Here is a 22,937-nt window from a genome sequence, read left to right on the forward strand (position 1 = left end):
GATCAAAGGTCTCGACATGGTGAACGCTCCCGATGACGGCTTCTGGCTCTACGATCTGCGCATCGAGACGGTGCTCGACGGTCGCGACGCCGTGTGCCGCCATATCGAGGGCGAGTCCTTCCGCATGGAGGGCGAAACGCTGATCTTCGAGGCAGGCCAGAAGGTATCGGCCTATGCGCTGGCGGCCCTTCTGCCGCTCCTGCCCGCCAAGCAACGCATGACCGACCCCAATGACTGGATGTCCACCGACGCCGAGATCGCCTGCCCCGATCCGCATTGCGGCGGGCGGTTCCGCATCATCCGCGAAGGCAAGCGGCATTTCAGCCACGCCGCCACGACCGGCCTGCCGGAGGCGCGCAGCACCCCCTATTGGCAGGAGGACAAGGCATGAGCCGCGTCGCCACCACCGACCTGCGCCCAGACCATCGCATCAGCCGGGTGATCCGCGGCGGCTGGCAATTGGCGGGCGATCACGGGGCGGTGGATCGCAGCGCGGCTATCGCCGACATGGAGGCCTTCGTCGACGCGGGCATCACCACTTTCGATTGCGCTGACATCTATACCGGCGTCGAGGAAATGATCGGCGCCTTCATCGCCGATCTGCGCAGGCGGCGTGGCCCGCAGGCGTCAGACCGGGTCGTGGTGCACACGAAACTCGTGCCCGATCTGGGCCGCCTGCCAGACCTGCGCGCCGACGAGGTCGAGGCGATCATCGACCGCTCGCTCAAGCGCCTGAATGTCGAGCGACTGGACCTCGTGCAATTCTACTGGTGGGACACATCGCTCGGCGATCCGGTCTCGGCGATGGAGGTGCTGAAACGCTGCCAGAGCGCGGGTAAGATCCGCAATCTCGGCGTCACCAACTGGGACGTGGCCGACACCCGGCCCTTCGTGGAGGCCGGGATCGATCTCGTCTCGACGCAGGTGCAATATTCCGTCCTCGACCGCCGCGCGGCAGGCGGGCTGGCGGAGTGGGCCGCCGATGTCGACATGCAGCTTCTCTGTTACGGCACGCTTGCAGGCGGATTCCTGACCGACGCCTGGCTGGGCAAACCCGATCCCGGATTTGCGTTCGAGAACCGCAGCCTTGTGAAATACCGCCTCATCATCGACGAGTTCGGCCCCTGGCCGCTCTTCCAGGAGCTTCTGGAAACACTGCACGCGGTGGGCGAACGGCACGGCGCGTCGCTGTCGTCGGTTGCGACGGCCTGGGTGCTCGATCAGCCGAATGTGGCCGCCGCCATCGTCGGCGCGCGGTATGCCCGCCACCTGCCCAAGACGCTGCAGGTCTTCGACGTGGACTTGACCGCCGAAGATCACGCCGAGATCGGCGCGGTGATCGCGAAATCCGCAGGCCCGAATGGCCCCGTCTTCGGACTTGAGGGCGACCGCACAAGCCGCCACGGGCGGATCATGAAATACAATCTCAACACCAACCCCGCCGACGCGGTCCTGGGCTCGACCACATGAGCGAGGTGCTTCTCGAAACCGCGCAACTCTCGCGCAGCTTCGGGCCGCTCAAGGCCGTCGACGCGGTCTCGATCAAGGTCCGGCGCGGCACCATCACCGGCCTCATTGGCCCCAACGGCGCGGGCAAATCCACGCTGTTCAACCTGCTCACCGGCACCCTTCCGCCGACAAGCGGCACGATCCGGATGCATGATGCGCCGATCACCGGCGCGCCGCCTGACGCGCTTTTTGCCAAGGGGCTGGGGCGGACCTTCCAGATCCCCCGCCCCTTTGCACGCATGTCGGTTCTGGAAAACGTGATGATGGCCCCCACGGGCCAGACCGGGGAGCATATCTGGGGCCCGTTCCTGGGCGCGCGCCGCGTGGCCCGGCAGGAGGCGCGCATCCGCGAACGCGCGCTCGAAGTGCTGGATTTCGTGACGCTCGCCCCGCTCGCCGATCATCCGGCAGGGCAGATCTCGGGCGGGCAGCGCAAGCTTCTGGAACTGGCCCGCGTGCTCATGGGCGATCCGGAGATCATCCTGCTCGACGAGCCTGCGGCGGGTGTGAATCCCAGCCTCACCAAGACCCTGATCGAGAAGATCGAGACGCTGAACCGGCAGGGCAAGACCTTCGTCATCATCGAACATGACATGGATTTCATCATGCGCCATTGCGACCCGATCATCGCGTTGGCCGAGGGCCGCGTGGTGTTCGAGGGCAGTGCCGCCGAGGCGCAGGCCAATCCGGTCCTGCTCGAGGCCTATCTCGGGACCATGGTGCATGCCTGATCCCGCGCTGACACTCTCCGGGATCACCGCCGGTTACGTGCGCGACCTGCCGATCCTGTTTGATGTCGATCTCATCGCGCGCGCGGGACAAATCACCACCATCATCGGCCCCAATGGAGCGGGCAAATCCACGCTGATCAAGGCCATCGCCGGGCTCGTTCCCGTAAGCGGCGGCACGGTGCGCCGTGAGCAGACCGACATCACCGGGCTGCGACCGGACCGGATGGCCGCCCACGGCATCGCCTACGTGCCGCAGACGGACAACATCTTCCGCTCCCTGACCATCGCCGAGAACCTCGACCTGGCCCTGCGGCGGGCCGGCCCGCGACGCGAGGCGATCCGCGCGCAGCTTCTGGCGCAGTTTCCGGCGCTCGCGGCCAAGCTTGACGACAAGGCCGGATCGCTCTCGGGCGGGCAGCGGCAATTCCTGGCGCTTGCCAATGCGCTGGCGACCGAGCCGAGCACGATCCTGATGGATGAGCCTTCGGCGGGCCTGTCGCCAAAAGCCGCCGAAGAGGTGCTGGAGATGGCGCGCGCCCTGACCGAAACCGGCGTGAGCATCCTTCTGGTCGAGCAGAACGTGACCCAGGCCCTGCGCCTGTCGGATCATTGCTACATCCTCGCCGAGGGGCGGAACCAGATCGACGGCAAGGCGGCGGATCTCATGGGTGATCCGGTCGTGGCCGAGATCTATCTCGGCGGCAAACGCATGAGGGTGGAGACATGATCCAGCACCTCGTCGACGGTATTCTCGTGGGGGCGATCTACGCGCTTGGCGCCATCGGTCTGACCATGGTCATGCACATGCTGCGCTTTGCCAACTTCTCGCATGCGGAGCTCTTGTCCGTGGGCGCCTATGCCGCGCTCGTCTTCGACAAGCTCTTTTCCAGCATCGCGCCGCCGCTTGCGGCACAGATCGGGCCATTGTCGATGAGTTTCGCACTGGCGCTGGCGGTGCTGATCTCCATGGCGATCACAGCGGCCACCGCCGTTCTGATCGACAAGCTCGTCTTCAAGCGCATCCGTGAGCGCGGCGAAGAATTATCCATGGTCTTCGCCTCTTTCGGCGTGGCGCTGATCCTGCGCAACGTGATCGGGCTGGTCTTCGGGCTCGGCACGACGCTTTACAGCCGCGAGATCCCGTTCGCGATGGTGCTGAGCCTCGATCCGCTCATCCTCGTACGGCCCGACCAGATCTTCACCCTGGCCGCGGCCCTTCTGCTGATGGTCATCCTGCATCTCGTGCTGTCGCGCACGACTTTCGGCTACAGCCTGCGCGCCGTGGCGGAGAACGCATCGCTGGCGCAGGTCACCGGCGTCAACCTGCGCCGTGTCATCATCGCGGTCTGGCTCATCGGCGGCGGGCTCGCGGCGGCGGCGGGCGTCTTCTATGGTCTGACCAACCAGATCACGCCGATGATCGGACGCGATCTGCTGATGCCGGTCTTTGCCGCCACCATCGTGGGCGGGATCGGCTCGATCTACGGCGCGGCGGCGGGCGGCTTTCTGGTGGGCCTGGCCGCCAACCTCGCGCTGGTCGTGCTGCCCTCGGGCTACAGCCCGTCGGTGCCATTCCTCATCATCCTTCTCGTTCTGACCATCCGCCCGAGCGGTATCTTCGCATCGGAGCGCGCATGATCGGGCTTCTGTCATACCTCGTCTTCTTCGCCACGGTGGCGACGATCCTGTCCATCGCCGTGCTGGGCCTGAACCTGCAATGGGGCAATACCGGTCTGTTCAACGGGGGCGTGGCCGCGTTCTTCGGCGCGGGCGCCTACGGCACGCTGATCCTGGGCAGCACGCCGCAAGACGGCCACCTGGGCGGCTATGCCCTGCCCTACCCGCTGGCACTTCTGGGCGGCATGCTGGCGGCGGGCCTTCTGGCCTGGGGCGTCGGGCGCCTCACGCTGAAGCTGCGCCATGATTACCTGGCCATTGCGACCTTCGGCGTCGCCGTCGCCTTCGAGAATGTCATGCGCAATGCCGAATGGCTGTCGGGCGGCGCCAAGGGTTTGCGCGGGTTCGAGCGGCCCTTGCAGGATCTGATCGGACCGGGCCTGACCTATAACGCGCTCTATCTCGCCTTCGTCGCGGTGCTGCTGGCGCTGACCTATCTGTTCCTGCAACGGCTCGTCCGCTCGCCCTTCGGACGCCTGTTGCGGGCCATTCGCGAGGACGAGGAGGCCGCGCGCTCGTTGGGCAAAAGCCCCGCCAGGGTCCGCCTGACCGCCTTCGTGACCGGGTCCGTCATCATGGGCATGGCGGGCGGGCTCTATGCCACCTTCTATGCCTTCGTCAGCCCGCAGGACGTGCTGCCGATCCTGACCTTCCAGATCTGGGCGATGCTCATCGTCGGAGGGGCGGGCAACAATCGCGGCGCCATCATCGGCGCGTTCCTGATCTGGGGCACCTGGACGGCAAGCGGCTGGGCCCTGTCGCGCTATGCGCCCGTCGAGGCGCAGATCTATGCAGGCTCGGTCCAATATGTCCTAATCGGATCGGTGATCGTCGGCATGCTGCTCTGGCGACCGCAGGGGCTCTTCCCCGAGCGGCTGGTCGTGTCGCAATCGGGACGCGCCCGGCCCGGCACCATCGCCGCGGAATGAACAACAAAGAAACCAAGAAGCCAACCAACCGGGAGTACGACAGATGATGGAGACACGGAGCATCCTGCGCACGAGCGCAGCCCTGGGCCTCGCCCTTGCGGCCATGGGCCTTGCAGACCGCGCGGAGGCGCAGGACTGCAGCGTCAAGGTGGGCGCGGTCCTGCCCACCTCGGTCGATTGGGGCCGCCCCATCGCCGAGACCGCGCAATGGGTGGTCGATCAGGTCAACGAGGCGGGCGGCGTCAATGATTGCCAGGTCGAGATGATCCTGCGCGACACGCAAGTGGACCCCAAGGTCGGCGTGGACGCGGCCAAGGCGCTGGTCGATCTCGACGGGGTGCCGCTTCTTCTGGGCGCGGTCTCCTCGGGCGTGTCGATGCCGATCCTGACCTCGGTGACGGTGCCTGCGGGCGTGATGCAGATGTCGTGCTGCTCCTCCTCCACGGCCTTCACAGCGCTTTCGGAGGAGGGCAAGACCGACGGGCTGTGGTTCCGCACCTTCGCCACGACGGGTGTTCAGGCCGCGGTCGGCGCCAAGGTCGCGCAGGATCAGGGCTGGAAGAAGGTCGCGATCTTCTACAAGAACGACGATTGGGGCCAGGATATCGGCAAGCTCGTCGCTTCCGACCTCGAAGCGCTCGGGATCGAGGTGACCGCCTCCGTGGCCATCAACGACGCGCAACCGAGCTACCGCGCCGAGGCCGCGAGCGCCCTTTCTGCGCAGCCCGACGCGATCTACCTCGCGCTCTATCCCAACGAAGGCACGGCGGCCGTGCGCGAATGGATCTCGCTCGGCGGGACGCAGAACATGATCCTCGCCAATTCGCTGAAATCGGACGAATTCCGCGAGAATGTGGGCATGGATTACCTTGCCAATGCCTGGGGCACCGATACCGCCTCGCCGCGTGCCGACAGCGCCACGGCCTTCGTCGATGCCTTCGAGGCGCGCTTCGATGGCCCGCCCAACGGCCCCGGCTTGGCCAACAGCTATGATGCCACGATGATCGGACTTCTGGCGATGGAGGCCGCGGGCAAGGACGCGTCCGGCGCCGAGATTGCCGCGGCGATCCCGCGCGTCACCGACCCCGAAGGCACCCCGATCACGGCAGATGGCGCAGGCTTCACCCAAGCGTCGCAGATCTTCGCCGATGGCGGCAGCGTCATGTACCAGGGCGCGACGGGCAATGTCCGCTTCGATCCCAACGGCGATGTCTCCGCCCCGGCCGTGGTGTGGAAGTTCGGTGAGGACGGCATCGACGAGGTCGAATACCTGTCGCTCGACGATGTCGATGCCTTCATGGCCTCGCTGAAGGACTGAAATGCGGCGCGGCGCCGGGTTCGCCCGGTGCCGCGTCTGGCCGGAAGCGCGGTTTCCGGCGACCCTTCAATCCATATCCCAGAGCCAAAGCACTCGCAGGTCGCCGCGCGTCGCGCGCAACCGGTCAAATCCTGTGCGCGGCTCTGCGCCGCATCCGCGAAGGCCGGGCGAAACGGTTGACGCCGCCCATTAAAGCAGTTTTGGTGTATCTTTGTGCTTCACCCTTTCCCGGAGACGATCCGCCGAACCTAAAGCTCTGATTTAAAATAATAAAAGTTACATTTTCAGAAGGCCCGTCTCCGCAGCACGTCAATGCAATCCTTCGGGAGGCCAACATGAACGAGCTCACACCCATGGATCCCTCTGATCCAGGAACCCTTCGACAGAAAGTTCGCGAAAATTACACGTCCGAGGAAGCCGAGGTCATCCGCGCGCTGATCGAACGCTGCAATTTCTCCGACGCGGAGCGACAGCAGATCGCCAAGGCGGGCGCGCAATATGTCGACCGCGTCCGCAAGGAGACGTCGCCTTCGATGATGGAGGCGTTTCTGGCCGAATACGGCCTCTCCACAGAAGAGGGCGTGGGCCTGATGTGCCTCGCCGAAGCGCTGCTGCGCGTGCCCGATGCTGAGACGATCGACGATCTGATCCATGACAAGATCGAGCCCTCGAACTGGGGCGCGCATCTGGGGCATTCCTCGTCCTCGCTGGTCAATGCCTCGACCTGGGCGCTAATGCTCACGGGCAAGGTGCTCGATGACGATCCCAAGGGCCCGACCCGCGCGCTGCGCGGCCTCGTGCGCCGCATGGGCGAGCCTGTCGTGCGCACCGCCGTTGGTCAGTCGATGAAGATCCTCGGCCGGCAATTCGTGCTGGGTCAGACCATCGAAGAAGGCATGAAGAACGCCCGCGAGCTCGAGAAGAAGGGCTATACCTACTCCTACGACATGCTGGGCGAAGCGGCCCGCACGGACGAGGACGCGCTGCGCTACAAGGACGCCTATGCCAAGGCGATCTCAGCGATCTCGAAGCAGGCCAAGGGCGATGTGCGCTCCAGCCCCGGTATCTCGGTCAAGCTGTCGGCCCTGCATCCGCGCTATGAATACACCCACAAGGACACCGTGATGTCGGTCCTTGTCCCGCGTGCCAAGGAACTCGTGCGTCAGGCCGCGAAGGCCAATATCGGCTTCAACATCGACGCCGAGGAGCAGGACCGCCTCGATCTGTCGCTCGATATCATCGAAGAGCTCCTGTCCGATCCCGAGCTTGAGGGCTGGGAAGGCTTCGGCGTCGTCGTGCAGGCCTACGGACGCCGCGCGGCACCTGTGATCGAGTACCTTTATGACCTCGCCGAGCGGCTGGATCGCAAGATCATGATCCGTCTCGTCAAGGGTGCCTATTGGGACACCGAAATCAAGCTTGCGCAGGAAATGGGTGTGGAGCGGTTCCCGGTCTTCACTCGCAAGGCCAATACCGATGTCAGCTACATGGCCTGCGCGCGCATGCTGATGCAGCGGCGCGACCGGATCTATCCGCAATTCGCCACCCATAACGCGCATACCTGCGCCGCCGTGATCGCGATGGCGGGCAATGACAAGGACAGCTTCGAGTTCCAGCGCCTGCACGGCATGGGCGAGTCGCTGCACGGCATCATCAAGCAGGCCGAGGATACGCGCTGCCGGATCTACGCCCCCGTGGGCGCACATCGCGACCTTCTGGCCTACCTTGTGCGCCGCCTACTGGAGAACGGCGCGAACTCGTCCTTCGTGAACCAGATCGTCGACGAGAGCATCCCCTCCGAAGAGATCTCCCGCGATCCCATCACCGAGGTCGAGAAGCTAGACGAGATCGCCAACCCGACGATCCGCCTACCGGGCGAGCTGTTCCCCGACCGGCCCAATTCGCGCGGCTTCCGCATCAACGAGCCGGCCTCGATCCTGCCGCTTCTGGCCAAACGCGAGGCCTTCTCCGACAAGACATGGAGCGCCGCACCGATGCTGGTCGGCAATCCCGCGCCCAAGGGCGAAGCGCGCGATGCGCTATCACCTGCGGATCTGAGCCATGTGGTTGGAAAGGTCCATGAAGCCACGTCCGAGGAGGTGGCAGCGGCACTCGACGCGGCAGGTCCGGGCTTTGAGGAATGGTCTCAGCGCCCCGTATCGGAGCGTGCGGGTATCCTGCGCAAGGTCGCCGACCTATACGAGGACAACATCGCCGAGCTTTGCGCGATCACCACCCGCGAGGCCGGAAAAACACTGCTCGACGGCATCGCGGAAGTGCGCGAAGCGGTTGATTTCCTGCGGTATTACGCAAACGAGGCCGAGCGTCTGGAAGACGAGGAGCCGGGCCAGGCGCGCGGGATCTTCGTCTGCATCAGCCCGTGGAACTTCCCGCTGGCGATCTTCACCGGCCAGATCGCGGCGGCGCTCGCCACCGGCAATTCGGTCCTCGCGAAACCGGCCGAACAGACGCCCATGATCGCCGCGCGCGCCGTGGAGATGATGCGCGAGGCTGGTTTGCCTGAAGGCGCTTTGCAACTTCTGCCGGGCGATGGCCCGACCGTGGGTGGGCCGCTCACCAGCGATCCGCGCATTGCGGGCGTGTGCTTCACCGGCTCCACGGAGGTGGCGCAGATCATCCACAAGGCGCTTGTGAAGAATGCCGGGCCTGACGCGATCCTGATCGCCGAGACCGGGGGCCTCAACGCGATGATCGTCGATTCCACTGCGCTGACGGAACAGGCGGTGCGCGACATCCTGATTTCGTCCTTCCAGTCGGCGGGCCAGCGCTGTTCGGCGCTGCGCATGCTCTACGTTCAGGACGAGGCGCGCGAGCGGCTTCTCGACATGCTCTACGGCGCGATGGATGCGCTCAGCATCGGCGATCCGTGGCGCGTGGATACCGACGTCTCCCCCGTCATCGACGAGGAGGCGCGCAAGGGCATCTCGGACTACACCGCCCAGCAGGAGAAGGCCGGACGCGTGCTCAAGACGCTGCCCGCGCCCGAGAAAGGCTCTTACGTTCGTCCTGCGGTCGTGAAGGTCGGCGGGATCGGCGATCTCGAGAAGGAAATCTTCGGCCCCGTCCTGCATGTCGCGAGCTTCAAGGCGACGCAGATCGACAGGGTCGTCGATGAGATCAACGCCAAGGGCTACGGCCTGACCTTCGGGCTGCACACCCGGATCGACGACCGCGTGCAACAGATCGTGGAGCGGATCGAGGTCGGCAACACCTACGTCAACCGCAACCAGATCGGCGCGATCGTGGGCTCCCAGCCCTTCGGTGGCGAGGGTCTGTCGGGCACCGGGCCCAAGGCGGGCGGGCCGCTCTACCTCACGCGGTTCCGGCGCACGGGCAAGACCGGCAGCTATGACGCGCCCAAGGGCGAAGCGGTCGACGCCGCCCGTATCGCCAAGGCCATCGCGAAGATCGATGCGCGGAACTGGGCTGCGCGTGTGGATGACCGGGTGTCGGTGCTGCGCAAGGCGCTCTCGGGCTCCAAGGGCGAGGTGCGGCGCGCGCTCAACGAGACGGCGGCCTTCGACATGACGCCACAGACGCTGCCCGGACCCACCGGCGAGAGCAACCGTTTGGGCATGTATCCCAAGGGCAATGTGCTGTGCCTCGGTCCCACAACCGAGGTGGCGCTGGCTCAAGCTGTTCAGGCCCTCGGCGCAGGCTGTGGCGTTCTGATCGTCGCACCGGGGGCTGCCGCTGCGGCGCAACCCTTGATCGATGCAGGCGCGCCTGCCCTGGCCATCGACGGGACCGTCGCGCCCGACACTCTGAAAACCCTCGACGGGATCGCGACCGTTGCGGCAGCGGGCGCCTCCGACTGGACGCGCGATCTGCGGCTGGCCCTGGCGGAGCGTGACGGCCCGATCGTGCCGCTTGAGACGCAGGTCATCTGCCCCGAGCGGTTCGTGGTGGAACGCCATCTCTGCATCGACACGACCGCCGCCGGGGGCAATGCGAGCCTCTTGGCGACCGCGGAATAAGACGGTGGGCCCGCCACGTACGGGCCCGCCTAAAAATTGCTTCCCCAATCGATAGAACGGAACCTGAAACAGGGAGATTTCCCATGTCATCCGATACCAAGGAACCACGCGCACCGTCGCTGGGTCTGGCTCTCGTCCCCGTGGTGCTGACCCTCGCGGTACTGGCCGTGCAACTTTTCTATTTCGACGATTTCACACCGCATATTCCGCTGTCCATCGGCCTCGCGATCACGTCGATCGTCGGCATCTACCTTGGCCACAGCTGGCCCAATATCCAGGACGGCGTCTTTCACGTCATCAACGTGTCGCTGCCTTCGGTCTCCGTTCTCATCACGGTGGGCATGATCATCGGGGTCTGGATTGCCTCGGGCACGGTTCCGACGCTGATCTATTACGGCCTCGTTCTGCTATCGCCAGAGATCTTCCTCGCCGCGGCGATGATCCTCTGCGCCATCGTCTCGCTGTCGCTGGGCACGTCCTGGGGGACGGTCGGGACCGTGGGCCTTGCGCTGATGGGGATTGGTGCGGGCTTTGATATCCCGATGTACTGGACTGCAGGCGCGGTCGTTTCCGGCGCCTTTTTCGGCGACAAGATCTCGCCCCTGTCGGACACCACGAACCTCGCCCCGGCGGTGACCGGCACGAACCTCTTCGATCACATCAAGAACATGATGCCGACCACCGTGCCGGCCATGCTGATCGCGCTCGGCATCTATACCTGGGCGGGCTTCTCGATGGTGGGTGACGGCAGCACGTCCTTCGAGCGGATCGAAAGCATCACCGTCGCCTTGCAGGAGAACTTCTGGATCTCGCCCTGGCTTCTCGCCCCGGCGCTTCTGGTCATCGGCCTTGCCGTGACGAAGAAGCCGCCGATCCCGTCGCTCTTTGCCGGTGTGGTCGTGGGCGGCCTCATGGCCATCGGCTTCCAGGGGGCGGGGCTGCACGATGTCTTCACCTTCGCCAATAGCGGCTATTCCATCGAGACGGGCGTGTCCGAGATCGACAGCCTGCTCAATCGCGGCGGCATCCAGTCGATGATGTGGACCATCAGCCTCGTTCTGATCGCGCTCGGCTTCGGCGGCGCGCTGGAGCGCACGGGCTGTCTGGAGACGATCATCAACGCGATCATGACCAAGGTCACGAGCTTTGCAGGCATCCAGACCTCGGCCATCGGCACCTCGGTCGCCACCAACCTCGTCGCGGGCGATCCCTACCTCTCGATCGCGCTTCCGGGCCGGATGTATGCGCCCGTTTATCGCGGCATGGGCTACTCGACGCTGAACCTGAGCCGCGCCATCGAGGAAGGCGGCACGCTCATGTCGCCGCTGATCCCGTGGAACGCAGGCGGTGCCTTCGTCATCAGCGCGCTGGCCCTGGGCATTGCGGACGGCAATGTGGAGAACCTGCTCTATATTCCGCTGTCCTTTGCCTGCTGGCTGGCACCGGTGATCGGCATCGTCTACGCGCTGACCGGGCTCTTCTCGCCCAAGGCGACGGCCGAGGAAATCCAGGGCTGGAAAGACAGCAACGAGGCGATCAAGGACCTGCGCGAGCATGGCTTCGACGGCCCCGGCGCCAAGATGGGCGGCGCGGCGCAACCTGCCGAGTAACCGACCAAGGAAACGGGCCGGATATTCATCTGGCCCGCTTCACCCGCCCTGAGGGCTGACCGCGACACTACCTTGCCCTCAAGGCACGCGCATCCCGGCGCCCTCCCCTTTTCCGACAGACGCACAACCTACGCCCGCATTCCGTGCGTCTTGGCGATTTCATTGGGCGCGCCGTTCAATTCCTCAAAAAAGGCCGCATTTTTTTACTGCGCCGCCGATATTTGTGATAACGTTTCCGTTATTAGCCTGCGGGTCGAGACAGACCGCCATTATTAGATAGTTCTTTTTCGTAACGATGACGCTTGGATTGCCAGGTATGAAATTCGGGGTTCAATTTTATCTTTTCGCGCCCACCTTCTGTTCGCGCATAGCGGCGGTGTAGGAGGATGGAGTGCGGCGCCTCTTCTCGGCAGCGCGTCGCGGTGATTGCAAGTCTCGGAATGTCGCTGACGAATTTCCGGCTCGAATTGCTGCGCCGCATGGTCGATCTTGGCCATGAGGTTCGGGCCTTTGCGCCGGATATCACGCCCGAGACAGCCCGGGAATTGCAGAGCATCGGCGTTTCCCATCATGAAATTCCGATGTCGCGTGCAGGGATCAACCCTCGCGAAGACATGACCACTTTGCGCGTTCTGACCGACGAGCTGCGGTCCTTCCGGCCGGATGTCGTTCTGCCCTATACGATGAAGCCGATCATCTACGGCAATATCGCAGCGCGGCGCGCGGGCGTGAAACGGCGATACGCGCTGTTTACCGGGCTCGGCTATGCCTTTTCCGAAGAAGCGCCGACCGGGAAGCGCGCGCTCGTTCGCTTTCTGGCAATCTGGCTTTATCGGCGGGCATTGAAAAACCTGGATCTGGGCTTTGTCTACAATCCGGTGGAGGAAGCCGATATTCGGCGTTTCGGGCTGGTGCCGCCCGATGTGGCGCTGCTTCAGGTTCCGGGCTCCGGCGTCGATCTGTCCCGCTATGAGAATTGCCCCCAGCCCGACGGGCCGGTCCGGTTCCTGATGATTGCCCGTCTGCTCAAGAGCAAAGGCATCGACATCTATGTGGAGGCGGCGCGCATTCTTCGCGATCGCGGCATCATGGCAGAGGTGACGCTTCTTGGCCCTCTCGACGCCAATCCCGATTCCTATCGCCCTTGCGATGTCGAAGCCTGGCAGGCGGAGAATATCCTGACCTATCTCGGGGCGACGGATGATGTCCGGCCCTTCATCAAGGCGGCCTCCGTCATCGTGTTGCCCGCCATTCACCGCGAAGGAATGCCGCGCACCGTTCTTGAGGGCATGAGCATGGGGCGGGCGGTGATCACCACCGATGTTCCGGGATGCGCGCATAGCATCATCGACGGCGAGGACGGCTTTATCGTGCCTGCAGGCGATGCGGTGGCGCTGGCCGATGCCATGCAGCGCCTCGCAACCGAACAGGGCCTCGCCGCGGCGATGGGAACAAGCGGCAGGCAGCGCGCAGAGCAGGTATTCGACGTGCATATCGTGAACAAGACATTGCTGACGGCGATGGGTCTGGAGGGAACGGCGCCATGAAGATCGATGTTGAGAGCCCTGTCGCGCCGGAGCGCGTGAAGCGCACCGATGAACGGATCTGTGTCATTGGCCTGGGATATGTGGGCCTGCCCGTCGCCGTGGCCTTTGCCCGGCGCTTTGACGCCGTCACCGGCTTCGATCTGTCGCAGACGCGCATCGCCGAACTCAGGCGCCATCATGACCGCACGGGTGAGATCGCCGGCCATGAGCTGAGCGCAAGCACACTGATGGTCAGCGACGACGCGGCCGATCTGGCAGCGGCGACCCTCTACGTCGTGACCGTGCCCACCCCGATCACCGAGGCGCATCGCCCCGATCTGTCGCTCCTGCTGGCAGCCTGCCGCACCATCGGCCCGCATCTGGCGACGGACGATATCGTCGTCTTCGAAAGCACCGTCTATCCCGGCGCGACCGAAGAGGTCTGCGGCCCCGCTCTCGAAGCGGCATCGGGATTGGTGGCCGGGCGGGATTTCACGCTGGGCTATTCCCCCGAACGGATCAATCCCGGCGACAAGGCGCATCGTCTGGAGAGCATCACGAAAGTGGTCGCGGGACAGGACCCCGCCACCCTGGCGCGCCTCGCCGAGGCCTACGGCGAAATCATCGAGGCAGGCCTGCATATCGCGCCCTCGATCAAGGTGGCCGAGGCCGCCAAGGTGATCGAGAACACCCAGCGGGATCTCAACATCGCCCTGATGAACGAGCTCGCCCTGATCTTCGAGCGGATCGACATCCCCACGCGGGATGTGCTGGCAGCGGCAGGCACCAAGTGGAACTTCCTGAACTTCTCTCCCGGTCTCGTGGGCGGGCATTGTATCGGCGTTGACCCCTATTACCTGACCGAGAAGGCCATGGCCGTCGGCCACCACCCCGAGGTCATCCTGTCCGGACGTCGGATCAATGACGGCATGGGGCGCTTCATCTCGCAAAAGCTGATCCGCCTGATGGTCGGCGCAGGCATCGCGCTCGACAGCGCCCGCGTCGCGATCCTCGGTCTGACCTTCAAGCAGGACGTACCCGACATCCGCAATTCGCGCGTGCCCGACATCCTGGCCGACCTCGAAGCGCACGGGATATGGCCGATGGTGCATGACCCGCATGCGATTGCCGCCGATGCAGAGGCCGATCTTGGCGTGACGCTATGCGACGATACCGCCCTGCAGGGGCTCGATGCGATTGTGCTGGCTGTTCCGCATCGCCTGTATCTGGAACGGCTCGACGCGCTTTACGACATGCTGAAGCCGGGGGGCGTGCTGGTCGATGTCCGCTCCGTCATCGATCGCGACACGTTGCCGGACGGTATCACCTATTGGAGCCTGTGACGCCGGGTGCGATGCACAGCCGCGGACGATAGGCCAAACCGACGTTTCGCGAAACCACTCACGCCGATTGCAGAAGGTCGCCACCTTCGCTCTGCGGAGGTGTCGGCGCGCGTTCGGGCAGTTCGGGAAGCCGTTGCGTGGGATCAGCCCTTTCGTCGAACTCCGCCCGGCTGCCGGTGGCCACGGCCCGTCCGGCAAAAAGCCCCGCGAGGCTGGCCCAGTCGCAGCCCGGACGGTTCACATGGAAGAAGGTCGGAATCTCCTTGAGCTGATCGAGCAATTCGCGCCGATCCTCGGATTGCAGCTCGCGCCAGCTTGAGGCGGCATTGGTCCGAGCCAGCCGCATGACCCAGGATCCCTCCATCTCAGAGGGGTCGAGAAGCCCGGCCCGGTTGCATTCCTCAATCGCGGCGCGGGTCAGGAAATCATCGTCCTGGCCCAGAAGATCGGCGGTCTCGGAACAGAAGAACTCCACGCAAAGGCAGGTCTTGCCTTCGGGCACCATGTCCCCCGCGAAGGCAGTGTAATTGGTGATCCGGCCGCAGCGCAGATCCGGATCGTTCACCTCGAGCCAGGCATGCGGAAACCGGGGCGCGCCGTCGATGAAGAGGTAAACGAGCAGCACATGCCGCGTCTCGTACAAGACCGGATCGCGGGAGCGCGACCGCTTGAGCAAGGGCGCATCGCCCCGAAATAGCACCTCGGACAGGCGCTCCACCGACAGGCTCGAGATCACATGCCGTGCGTGCACCCGCTCTGTCGTGCCATCCCGATTGAGATCGAGCGCCCATGAGCCATCGGGCTGCTGCTCGATCCTGTCGACCTCGGTTTCGAACTGCACATGCCCGCCCGCATCCTCTATCTCGCGGTGCAGCCGGGTGAACAATTGCCCGGTACCAAGCCGCGGATGGCGCCAGTTCTTTCTCGATGCCGGGGCTTTGCGACCAGCCCCAAGCGCGCCGCTGACCGCCTGTTGGCTATAGGAGGCCGACGAGGCCCCTGCCCCAGGCGGCGCACTTTCCGGGACCGGCATCTCACGCCATTCCGTGCCGCGAAATTTCTCCCAATAGCCTTGCGCGAAAAGGCGCGAGAACACCGCGCCGACCTTGCGGTGCCAATGCTCCTCATAAGAAGCGGGCGCGCGCACAAGGCCCAGCATCCGCCCCTTCGCGAGGCTGAGCGCCCCCCGGATCAGAAGCGGCAGGGGAACGCCGCGCAAAAGCCCGCGATACTCGCCCGAGATCTCGACGATACGCCCGCCATAAAGACTGCCGACCCGGTGCGGATAGGCGCGGTAATCCTCGCCCAGAAGCGTGTCCCACAATTCGACCACTTCGGGGATGCGCGAATACATTTCCTTGCGACCGATATCGAGCATGTAGGCGCCTTTCGGAATGGACCGCATCAGACCGCCGACCTCGGTCGTGCGCTCCACGATCATCGGTGAGACGCCCTGCCGGATCAGTTCGTACCCGGCGCTCAGACCTGAAGGTCCGGCCCCGATGATGACAACATCCGTCTCGGACTGGGTCATGATCCGCCCCCTACCCTGATGGACCCCGCAAACTCCGCGTTCTGCGGCAGGACCTCCTGCGCGATGTCGGCCATTGTCTTCGACGGCCAACCGAATTCCCGATCAAGACGCACCGCCTCGGCGGCGATGTCCCGCATCACGGCCATGTTCTCGTCCTGATCGGCGCCGAAATTGTGCGGGTGAAACCAGAGGTGATATAACGCGTCCCGCTCTGCGGCGCGGCGCATCTCGCGCTTGATGCGGCTGAGGCGGAGCCCTTCCAGCGCTGCGCGGCGTTTTGAATAGGGCCGCAGGAAGCACGATGCCGGGATATTGACCATGCCGTGTTCGACGCTTGGCGTGACGGATTGATCGCCCACGATCGGCAGGTAGCTGTCGAGCAGGCGGAATAGCCGCTTCCAAGGGCCATTATCCGCGCTGCCATTGCTCCGGTAGATCCATCCGCGCGCATTGCCCCGAAACGCGGTGAGCCCGTGCCGCGCGCAGACCTCCAGAGCCTCCTCCGTCACCTGGTTGCGCGGAAAGACGATGCTGGTGCAGTGCACCCCGATCCGCGCCGCGGCTTGCCGCGCGGCCTCCAGATCGGCCTCGAACGGCTTCGGGTCGCCCACCGCATCGCGGCAGAAATAATGGCTGAACGTGTGCGTGCCGATCTCCTGACCGGGGCATGCCTTGATCTTGCGGATCAGCGACAAGCCGAAATGCAGGGGATCTGTGTCTTCGTCCGCTCCGACGCCGTCCAGATGCGCATAGCTCGACAAAGACGCGTCTTCGTAGCGCGGCTGCGTACGTGGCAGCGCGGCCAGCATGTCGTCCCGCCGGTCGAAGTACAAAAGGCCCGTCGTGACCCAGGTGCAGCGCAGATCATATTCCCGAAACAGATCGAGAAGTTTCGGAATGGCACTGCGCGCCCCGATGATATTGGGCCAATAGGCTGCGTTTGAGGCGTTCGACACGACGCCCCAGTTCAATTCGAAATCAAGCGAAAGAACAAAGCCGCCCCGGGAACGGGGCGTTGCGTCCGGCTTCGTCGCAATGCCAACGCGGGTCATCAATAAATACTCGATCACTGCCGGGACGGATCCCGAAGAAACGCCAGAAAAAAGGCTCGAAAAGTAATTCTCGAATGTTTCCCCGAATTCCGGCGTTTGTCAATTTTTGGTCTTTCCCCTCCATCGCTACGGGGCGGGCTCTGATGCGCAAATCTCGTGGCAGGCTTATATCGTGACATGGCTGCGCAATGCCTTGCCGGGCAATCGATGATTTGCGTGAAGCTGCTGAGCCGACGGCTCATCACACGGGACTTCGACCGTCAGGTCACCGAACCCGAGGCACGGATCGATGTTCTGAACGGTCACACCGCGCTCCGCGTACCCGTCACGGAATCTGCGGAATACCTCCATCCGGGAAAAAATTCCGGCCATCTGCCGATCTGCGTTACAGAGCCGCCATGTGACACACCCTTCGGAAATAGCGGAGGCCGGGCGACATCGACGGGTTCAAAAGGTAATGATGGCGGTGCTGGCAGACCAATTCGAACTCGTCTCTACTGCGGCAGTCGCGCTGACCTTTATGCCGCGCCGAGACCGCCCCACTCGGCGAGAGTAGCTGCGCGGTTCTGCTTGAAGATGTCGCGGCTGGAGAGACTGCGCTCCTAGTTGAAGTGATCGTGAGCGGATGAGTGGACGGCGGCGAATTTCTGAAGACTTAGTATCCGCCGGAATCGAAGCATCGCGCGCTCGCGTCTTCGCAATGATAGATGCGAGTTCTCGGCGCGGTTGTTGATCTAGCGCCCTTCGGCTTCGTGGTTGATGTGGCCGACATCGTGCACAGCCGCGCTGTAGGACCGGAGCGTGTCCGTCGTGAGCACCTCGACCCGCCCGTGCCGTTTCATCAGTTCCCGCAGGAATTTCAGCGCCCCCTTGCAGTCGCTGCGCTTGGTGACCACGCTTTCCAGCACCTCGCCTTCGTGGTCGACGGCCCGCCAGAGATAGTGCGTCTTGCCGATGATCGTGACGAACACCTCGTCGAGGCGCCAACGCCACCGGCTCGATCGAAGCCCCTCGATCCGGCGTTTCCGGATCTCGGCGGCGAACGTCGGGCCGAAGCGGTTCCACCAGTAGCGCACCGTCTCGTGGCTGATTTCGATGCCGCGCTCGTGCAGAAGGTCATCGACGTTCCGCAGCGACAGCGGGAACCGAACATATAGCATCACCGCCAGACGAATGATCTCCGGGCTGGTCTTTAATACCAGAACGGGCTGCGCTTGATCATCGCCCGACGCTACGCAACCGCCCTGCCCCGCTCAAGTCCCAGTTCCTCTGACAGTGCCCTGCGATGGAGAGTTTCTTATCATCGCTTAAGATCGAGCGGACGGCACGAAAGGTCTACCGCACCCGCGATGCCGCCCGCGCCGACGTCTTCGATTGCATAGAGCGCTTCTACAATCCGAGACGACGCCAATCGAAGTTGGGTTATCTCAGCCCCACGGCGTTCGAGGACCGAGCAATGCAAATCTAAACCCGTGTCCACGGAAACGGAAGCAGGCCATTCTCTCCATTCGTCCGGCAGAGAAATTTCTACTTCCAAATCACCTGTACATCCGGGGATTTACCCTGACACGTGTCTTGCTGAGTTTGTCTGAAAGCACCCCTCAAGAAGCCATCGCCATCAAGCCAGGATTACCCTTCTTTGCTTTTATGCGCGCCTTCGCAACTTTGATCAAACGATCGAAATTTGGAGGCGAACCAACGTACATCTGAATTGGTTTGTTGGATGTCACTGAGAACTGACCCAGCAGCAGTCTAAATTGTCACTGAGAACTGACCCATGTGGAACCTTGCCCCTGACGGGATTTGTCGGGGGTTTTCGGAGTGATCGACATGGGATTATTGAGCGTCATTCGACGTTGGGCATTGCGGGACAAGATGCCCATCCGCGAGATCGCGCGGCGGACCGGGCTGTCTCGCAACACCATCAAGAAGTATCTGCGGGCTGGGATCGTTGAGCCGCAGTTTCAGACACCGGCGCGGCCAAGCAAGCTGGACCCGTATGCAGAGAAGCTGTCAGGCTGGCTGGTGACCGAGCAGCGCAAGTCGCGCAAGGACCGGCGCACCGCCAAGCAGATGCACGCTGATCTGGTTCAGCTTGGCTATGACGGCTCGTATGAGCGGGTCGCAGCCTTCGTGCGGACCTGGAAGGGAGACCGGCAACGCACGCAGCTGACGACGGATCGCGGGACATTTGTGCCGCTGGTGTTCGAGCCGGGCGAGGCGTTCCAGTTTGACTGGAGCGAGGACTGGGCGCATGTCGGCGGCGAGCGCATCAAGCTACAGGTGGCTCACGTCAAGCTGTCGCACAGCCGGGCGTTTCTGGTCAGGGCCTATTTGTTGCAGACGCATGAGATGCTGTTTGACGCGCACTGGCACGCCTTCCGGGTCTTTGAGGGCGTGCCAGGCCGCGGGATCTACGACAGCGAGACCTTGTCCGCCATTGGTCCGAGGACAATGGTCGAGCGAAGACGGCGGTGGATCGTGTGGGCGCTGGCAAGAAGCGCGATGTGAATGCGCGGTTCCTCTCCATGACCAGCCACTATGTCTTCGAGCCCGAGTTCTGCAATCCAGCCGCCGGCTGGGAGAAAGGCCAGGTCGAGAAGAACGTCCGCGATGCGCGCCACCGGCTCTGGCAGGTGATGCCGGCCTTTCCGGATCTTGATGCAGTGAACATCTGGTTGGAACAGCGGTGCAAGGCGCTGTGGACCGAGACCAGACATGGCAGCCTGCCCGGCACCATCGCCGATGCCTGGGAGGCCGAGAAGCCTGCTCTGATGCCGTTACCCACGGCCTTCGATGGCTATGTCGAGCAAAGCAAGCGGGTGTCACCCACCTGCCTGATCACCTTCGAGCGTAATCGCTACTCTGTGCCTGCCAGTTTTGCGAACCGCCCTGTCAGCTTGCACATCTACCCCGAACGTCTGGTGATCGTGGCCGAAGGGCACGTGGTCTGCGAGCATCAGCGCATCATAGAACGGTCACACCGGCAACCCGGCCGCGTCATCTATGACTGGCGCCATTACCTTGCCGTTGTTCAGCGCAAGCCTGGCGCGCTTCGTAACGGCGCCCCGTTTGTCGAGATGCCGGAGGCATTCCGTCAGTTGCAGGGACAGATGCTGCGCAAGCCCGGCGGCGATCGCGAGATGGTCGAGATCCTGTCCCTGGTTCTGCATCACGAGGAACAGGCCGTGCTCTGCGCCGTGGAAATGGCGCTGGAGGCGGGCGTGCCGACAAAGACCCATGTGCTGAACCTGCTCCACAGGCTGGTGGATGGCACGCCGAGCGACCAGCCGGACGTGACGCCGCCTTCAAGTCTCGTCCTCACGAAGGAACCTGAGGCCAACGTCGCACGCTATGACGGCCTGCGGGGAGGAACACGCCATGCGTCATGACCCCGCTGAAGCCGCCATTGTCATCATGCTGCGCAGCCTGAAGATGCCGGGCATGGCGCAGGCCGTGCATGACCTCATGGAGCAAGGTGCCCCGGCGTTCGAGGCCGCCATGCCGATACTCTCGCAGCTGCTCAAGGCTGAAATGGCCGAACGCGAGGTGCGCTCGATCGCGTATCACATGAAGGTCGCGCGCTTCCCGGCCTACAAGGACCTGTCCGGCTTCGACTTCGCCGCAAGCGAGATCAACGAAGCCCTCGTGCGGCAACTCCATCGGTGCGAGTTCATGGACGCGGCTGAGAACGTCGTGCTGATCGGCGGCCCCGGAACCGGGAAAAGCCATGTCGCGACCGCCCTCGGCGTTCAGGCCATCGAGCACCATCGCAAACGGGTGCGCTTCTTCTCGACGGTGGAATTGGTCAATGCGCTGGAGCAGGAAAAGGCACAGGGAAAGGCCGGACAGATCGCCGAGGCACTGGTGAAAACCGAATTGGTGATCCTCGACGAGCTGGGATACCTGCCGTTCAGCGCCTCGGGTGGTGCGCTGCTGTTCCATCTTCTCAGCAAGCTCTATGAGCGCACCAGCGTCATCATCACCACCAACCTGAGCTTCAGCGAGTGGGCGAGCGTCTTCGGCGATGCCAAGATGACCACCGCATTGCTCGATCGCCTGACCCATCGCTGCCACATCCTCGAGTCCGGCAACGACAGCTACCGCTTCAAGGCCAGCTCCGAGACCGCGAAAAAGAAAAGGAAGGAGGCAGCAGCATTGACCCCATCATGAATTAGCAAACATAACGACCGGGCGGGTCAGATCTCGATGACAATGCTGGGTCAGTTCTCAGTGACACCCAACACGGTGGCGCAATACGCCTTGAATATCTCTCGGCTCGGCAGGTCGCGGTCCTGGTTGACGTGATTGTAGACGGAGGCATGGTTAGCGGCGAATTTCTGTGAACTCCATATTCCGGAGCCTAGGCACAGCGCGGTCCCGTCGTCAGGATGGCAGATGGGCGTTCTCTGTCCCATTCCTCACCCAGAGATCGGGTTGCCCGCGATTTTCGGAACCGATCTGCGTCAGCGCATCACCGTCGAGCCGACGCTATCCCGCTGAGTTCAGCTCGGGATGACCATCCCTGCCTCATGCTGTCTAAAGAACCCACCAAGACGGCATTCTTGCCTCGGGGTGCCTTCACCGAACCCTCGTCAGGGTGCCCGCGTGCCAGCGGCTTGGCTCATGCCCTTGCACGGGCGTTTGTTGCGTTCAGCGTTTAGGATTGATCCGAAGCGATAACCCCAAAACCGGACCAACTCACGGCGTAAAACCTCCCGATCGACGCTTACCGAAACAGAACCTCGCGCCCCTCAACGGGCGAGGCATAGACCGTATCATTGGGCGCGAAATTGCGGCTGCCCTCGACGCGCGCGATCATCGGACCAAGCGCTTCGGTCTCCAGGTGCACGATCGTATCGGCGCCAAGCCGCTCCACATGGCGGACTGCCCCCTTCCACTTGCCGTCGCTGTCTGACAGCTTCAAATGCTCGGGACGGATGCCGTAGGTCCTGCACCCCATCTTGGCCGCGGCCTCACCATCGTAGAGGTTCATCTTCGGACTGCCGATGAACCCCGCCACGAATTCCGAGGCCGGGTTGTCATAGAGCTCCATCGGCGATCCGACCTGTTCGATCCGCCCGCCATTCAGCACCACGATCTTGTCGGCCATTGTCATCGCCTCGACCTGGTCATGGGTGACGTAGATCATCGTCGCCTTGAACTCCGCATGCAGGTCCGTCAGCTCGATCCGCATTTGCGATCTGAGCGCGGCATCCAGATTGGACAGGGGTTCATCGAACAGGAACACGTCAGGATTGCGGATAATCGCGCGGCCGATGGCGACGCGCTGACGTTGCCCGCCGGACAACGCCTTCGGCTTGCGGTCGAGCAGATGCTCGAGCTGCAGGATCCTGGCCGTGTCCTCGACCCGTTTGCGGATTTCGTCCTTGGGCTTGCGCGCGAGCGACAGACCGAAACCGATATTCTCGGCAACCGTGAGATGCGGATAGAGCGCGTAGGACTGGAATACCATCGCGATGCCACGATCTGAAGGTTCCGCATGGGTCACGTCACGCCCGTCGATCTCGATACTGCCGGAGGTAACCTCTTCCAGACCCGAGATCATGCGCAGGAGCGTGGACTTGCCGCATCCCGACGGGCCGACGAAGACGCAGAACTCACCATCCTCGATGGTCAGGTCGATGCCGTGGATCACCTCGTGTTCGCCATAGCTTTTTCGGACATCCTTGAGAACGACACGGGCCAT

The 22,937-nt window shown here is 63.5% G+C and carries 15 protein-coding genes and 3 pseudogenes; 14 read left to right on the plus strand and 4 right to left on the minus strand.

Going from position 1 to position 22,937, the window contains the following annotated elements; genetic code table 11:
* The first annotated feature begins 16 nt into the window (after nt 1-16).
* The 11 genes from FIV09_RS11895 (at nt 17) to FIV09_RS11945 (ending at nt 14,641) form a co-directional block, all read left to right on the plus strand.
* Nucleotides 17-391, plus strand: coding sequence for a TIGR04076 family protein (locus tag FIV09_RS11895; protein ID WP_152450152.1), 375 nt, complete (start codon nt 17-19; stop codon nt 389-391).
* The gene (locus FIV09_RS11900) at nt 388-1,470 is read left to right on the plus strand and encodes an aldo/keto reductase (RefSeq protein ID WP_152450153.1); all 1,083 of its coding nucleotides are present in this window, start codon (nt 388-390) and stop codon (nt 1,468-1,470) included. Before FIV09_RS11895 ends, FIV09_RS11900 begins: the two co-directional genes overlap by 4 nt.
* Nucleotides 1,467-2,240: an ABC transporter ATP-binding protein gene (locus tag FIV09_RS11905; protein ID WP_152450154.1), complete on the plus strand. Its 774-nt coding sequence runs from the start codon at nt 1,467-1,469 to the stop codon at nt 2,238-2,240. Before FIV09_RS11900 ends, FIV09_RS11905 begins: the two co-directional genes overlap by 4 nt.
* The gene (locus tag FIV09_RS11910) at nt 2,233-2,967 is read left to right on the plus strand and encodes an ABC transporter ATP-binding protein (protein WP_152450155.1); all 735 of its coding nucleotides are present in this window, start codon (nt 2,233-2,235) and stop codon (nt 2,965-2,967) included. Before FIV09_RS11905 ends, FIV09_RS11910 begins: the two co-directional genes overlap by 8 nt.
* Entirely contained in the window at nt 2,964-3,878 is a 915-nt protein-coding gene (locus FIV09_RS11915; protein ID WP_152450156.1) for a branched-chain amino acid ABC transporter permease, read from the plus strand. The genes FIV09_RS11910 and FIV09_RS11915 overlap by 4 nt, the downstream gene beginning before the upstream one ends.
* On the plus strand, nt 3,875-4,846 hold the full coding sequence (locus tag FIV09_RS11920) for a branched-chain amino acid ABC transporter permease (protein ID WP_152450157.1): 972 nt from the start codon (nt 3,875-3,877) through the stop codon (nt 4,844-4,846). Before FIV09_RS11915 ends, FIV09_RS11920 begins: the two co-directional genes overlap by 4 nt.
* A gap of 43 nt (nt 4,847-4,889) precedes the next feature.
* Nucleotides 4,890-6,164 carry an ABC transporter substrate-binding protein gene (locus FIV09_RS11925; protein WP_254702215.1) on the plus strand — a complete coding sequence of 425 codons (1,275 nt, stop codon included), beginning with the start codon at nt 4,890-4,892 and terminating at the stop codon, nt 6,162-6,164.
* A 335-nt stretch (nt 6,165-6,499) separates the two neighbouring features.
* Nucleotides 6,500-10,162, plus strand: a complete 3,663-nt coding sequence (gene putA, locus FIV09_RS11930) for a bifunctional proline dehydrogenase/L-glutamate gamma-semialdehyde dehydrogenase PutA (RefSeq protein ID WP_152450158.1) — start codon at nt 6,500-6,502, stop codon at nt 10,160-10,162.
* Nucleotides 10,163-10,245: 83 nt separating this feature from the next.
* Nucleotides 10,246-11,772, plus strand: a complete 1,527-nt coding sequence (gene nhaC / locus FIV09_RS11935; protein ID WP_152450159.1) for a Na+/H+ antiporter NhaC — start codon at nt 10,246-10,248, stop codon at nt 11,770-11,772.
* Between the two features lie 440 nt (nt 11,773-12,212).
* Entirely contained in the window at nt 12,213-13,319 is a 1,107-nt protein-coding gene (locus tag FIV09_RS11940) for a glycosyltransferase family 4 protein (protein WP_216646426.1), read from the plus strand.
* Entirely contained in the window at nt 13,316-14,641 is a 1,326-nt protein-coding gene (locus FIV09_RS11945) for a nucleotide sugar dehydrogenase (RefSeq protein ID WP_152450161.1), read from the plus strand. The genes FIV09_RS11940 and FIV09_RS11945 overlap by 4 nt, the downstream gene beginning before the upstream one ends.
* Before the next feature lie 58 nt (nt 14,642-14,699).
* Here FIV09_RS11945 and FIV09_RS11950 read toward each other — a convergent pair whose 3' ends face one another.
* The 3 genes and pseudogenes from FIV09_RS11950 to FIV09_RS11960 form a co-directional block, all read right to left on the minus strand.
* Nucleotides 14,700-16,175 carry an FAD-dependent oxidoreductase gene (locus tag FIV09_RS11950; protein WP_152450162.1) on the minus strand — a complete coding sequence of 492 codons (1,476 nt, stop codon included), beginning with the start codon at nt 16,173-16,175 and terminating at the stop codon, nt 14,700-14,702.
* On the minus strand, nt 16,172-17,227 hold the full coding sequence (locus FIV09_RS11955) for a polysaccharide deacetylase family protein (protein ID WP_152450163.1): 1,056 nt from the start codon (nt 17,225-17,227) through the stop codon (nt 16,172-16,174). Before FIV09_RS11955 ends, FIV09_RS11950 begins: the two co-directional genes overlap by 4 nt.
* Before the next feature lie 518 nt (nt 17,228-17,745).
* Nucleotides 17,746-18,449: pseudogene (locus tag FIV09_RS11960) on the minus strand (IS6 family transposase).
* 60 nt (nt 18,450-18,509) lie between these two features.
* Between FIV09_RS11960 and FIV09_RS11965 the strand changes: the two are divergent.
* From FIV09_RS11965 to istB, 3 genes and pseudogenes are all read left to right on the plus strand, one after another.
* Nucleotides 18,510-18,695 (plus strand): annotated as a pseudogene (locus FIV09_RS11965) (IS3 family transposase); the annotation flags it as partial.
* Nucleotides 18,696-19,057: 362 nt separating this feature from the next.
* Nucleotides 19,058-20,619: pseudogene (gene istA / locus FIV09_RS11970) on the plus strand (IS21 family transposase).
* Nucleotides 20,609-21,400 (plus strand): IS21-like element helper ATPase IstB, encoded by a 792-nt coding sequence (gene istB, locus FIV09_RS11975; protein WP_152452563.1) that lies wholly within the window; start codon nt 20,609-20,611, stop codon nt 21,398-21,400. Before istA ends, istB begins: the two are co-directional and overlap by 11 nt.
* Nucleotides 21,401-21,956: 556 nt before the next feature.
* On the opposite strand, the gene FIV09_RS11980 is transcribed toward istB, so the two are convergent.
* On the minus strand, nt 21,957-22,937 hold the full coding sequence (locus FIV09_RS11980) for an ABC transporter ATP-binding protein (RefSeq protein WP_152450164.1): 981 nt from the start codon (nt 22,935-22,937) through the stop codon (nt 21,957-21,959).

This window comes from Roseivivax sp. THAF197b (genome assembly GCF_009363255.1).
Classification (GTDB): Bacteria; Pseudomonadota; Alphaproteobacteria; order Rhodobacterales; family Rhodobacteraceae; genus Roseivivax.

Coding starts and splice junctions, on each gene's coding strand:
- FIV09_RS11945 (WP_152450161.1), top strand. CDS start 13,316: ATGAAGATCGATGTTGAGAGCCCTGTCGCGCCGGAGCGCGTGAAGCGC.
- FIV09_RS11900 (WP_152450153.1), top strand. CDS start 388: ATGAGCCGCGTCGCCACCACCGACCTGCGCCCAGACCATCGCATCAGC.
- FIV09_RS11980 (WP_152450164.1), bottom strand. CDS start 22,937: ATGGCCCGTGTCGTTCTCAAGGATGTCCGAAAAAGCTATGGCGAACAC.
- FIV09_RS11955 (WP_152450163.1), bottom strand. CDS start 17,227: ATGACCCGCGTTGGCATTGCGACGAAGCCGGACGCAACGCCCCGTTCC.
- FIV09_RS11950 (WP_152450162.1), bottom strand. CDS start 16,175: ATGACCCAGTCCGAGACGGATGTTGTCATCATCGGGGCCGGACCTTCA.
- FIV09_RS11920 (WP_152450157.1), top strand. CDS start 3,875: ATGATCGGGCTTCTGTCATACCTCGTCTTCTTCGCCACGGTGGCGACG.
- FIV09_RS11895 (WP_152450152.1), top strand. CDS start 17: ATGGTGAACGCTCCCGATGACGGCTTCTGGCTCTACGATCTGCGCATC.
- FIV09_RS11910 (WP_152450155.1), top strand. CDS start 2,233: ATGCCTGATCCCGCGCTGACACTCTCCGGGATCACCGCCGGTTACGTG.
- FIV09_RS11915 (WP_152450156.1), top strand. CDS start 2,964: ATGATCCAGCACCTCGTCGACGGTATTCTCGTGGGGGCGATCTACGCG.
- FIV09_RS11940 (WP_216646426.1), top strand. CDS start 12,213: ATGTCGCTGACGAATTTCCGGCTCGAATTGCTGCGCCGCATGGTCGAT.
- putA (WP_152450158.1), top strand. CDS start 6,500: ATGAACGAGCTCACACCCATGGATCCCTCTGATCCAGGAACCCTTCGA.
- nhaC (WP_152450159.1), top strand. CDS start 10,246: ATGTCATCCGATACCAAGGAACCACGCGCACCGTCGCTGGGTCTGGCT.
- FIV09_RS11925 (WP_254702215.1), top strand. CDS start 4,890: ATGATGGAGACACGGAGCATCCTGCGCACGAGCGCAGCCCTGGGCCTC.
- FIV09_RS11905 (WP_152450154.1), top strand. CDS start 1,467: ATGAGCGAGGTGCTTCTCGAAACCGCGCAACTCTCGCGCAGCTTCGGG.
- istB (WP_152452563.1), top strand. CDS start 20,609: ATGCGTCATGACCCCGCTGAAGCCGCCATTGTCATCATGCTGCGCAGC.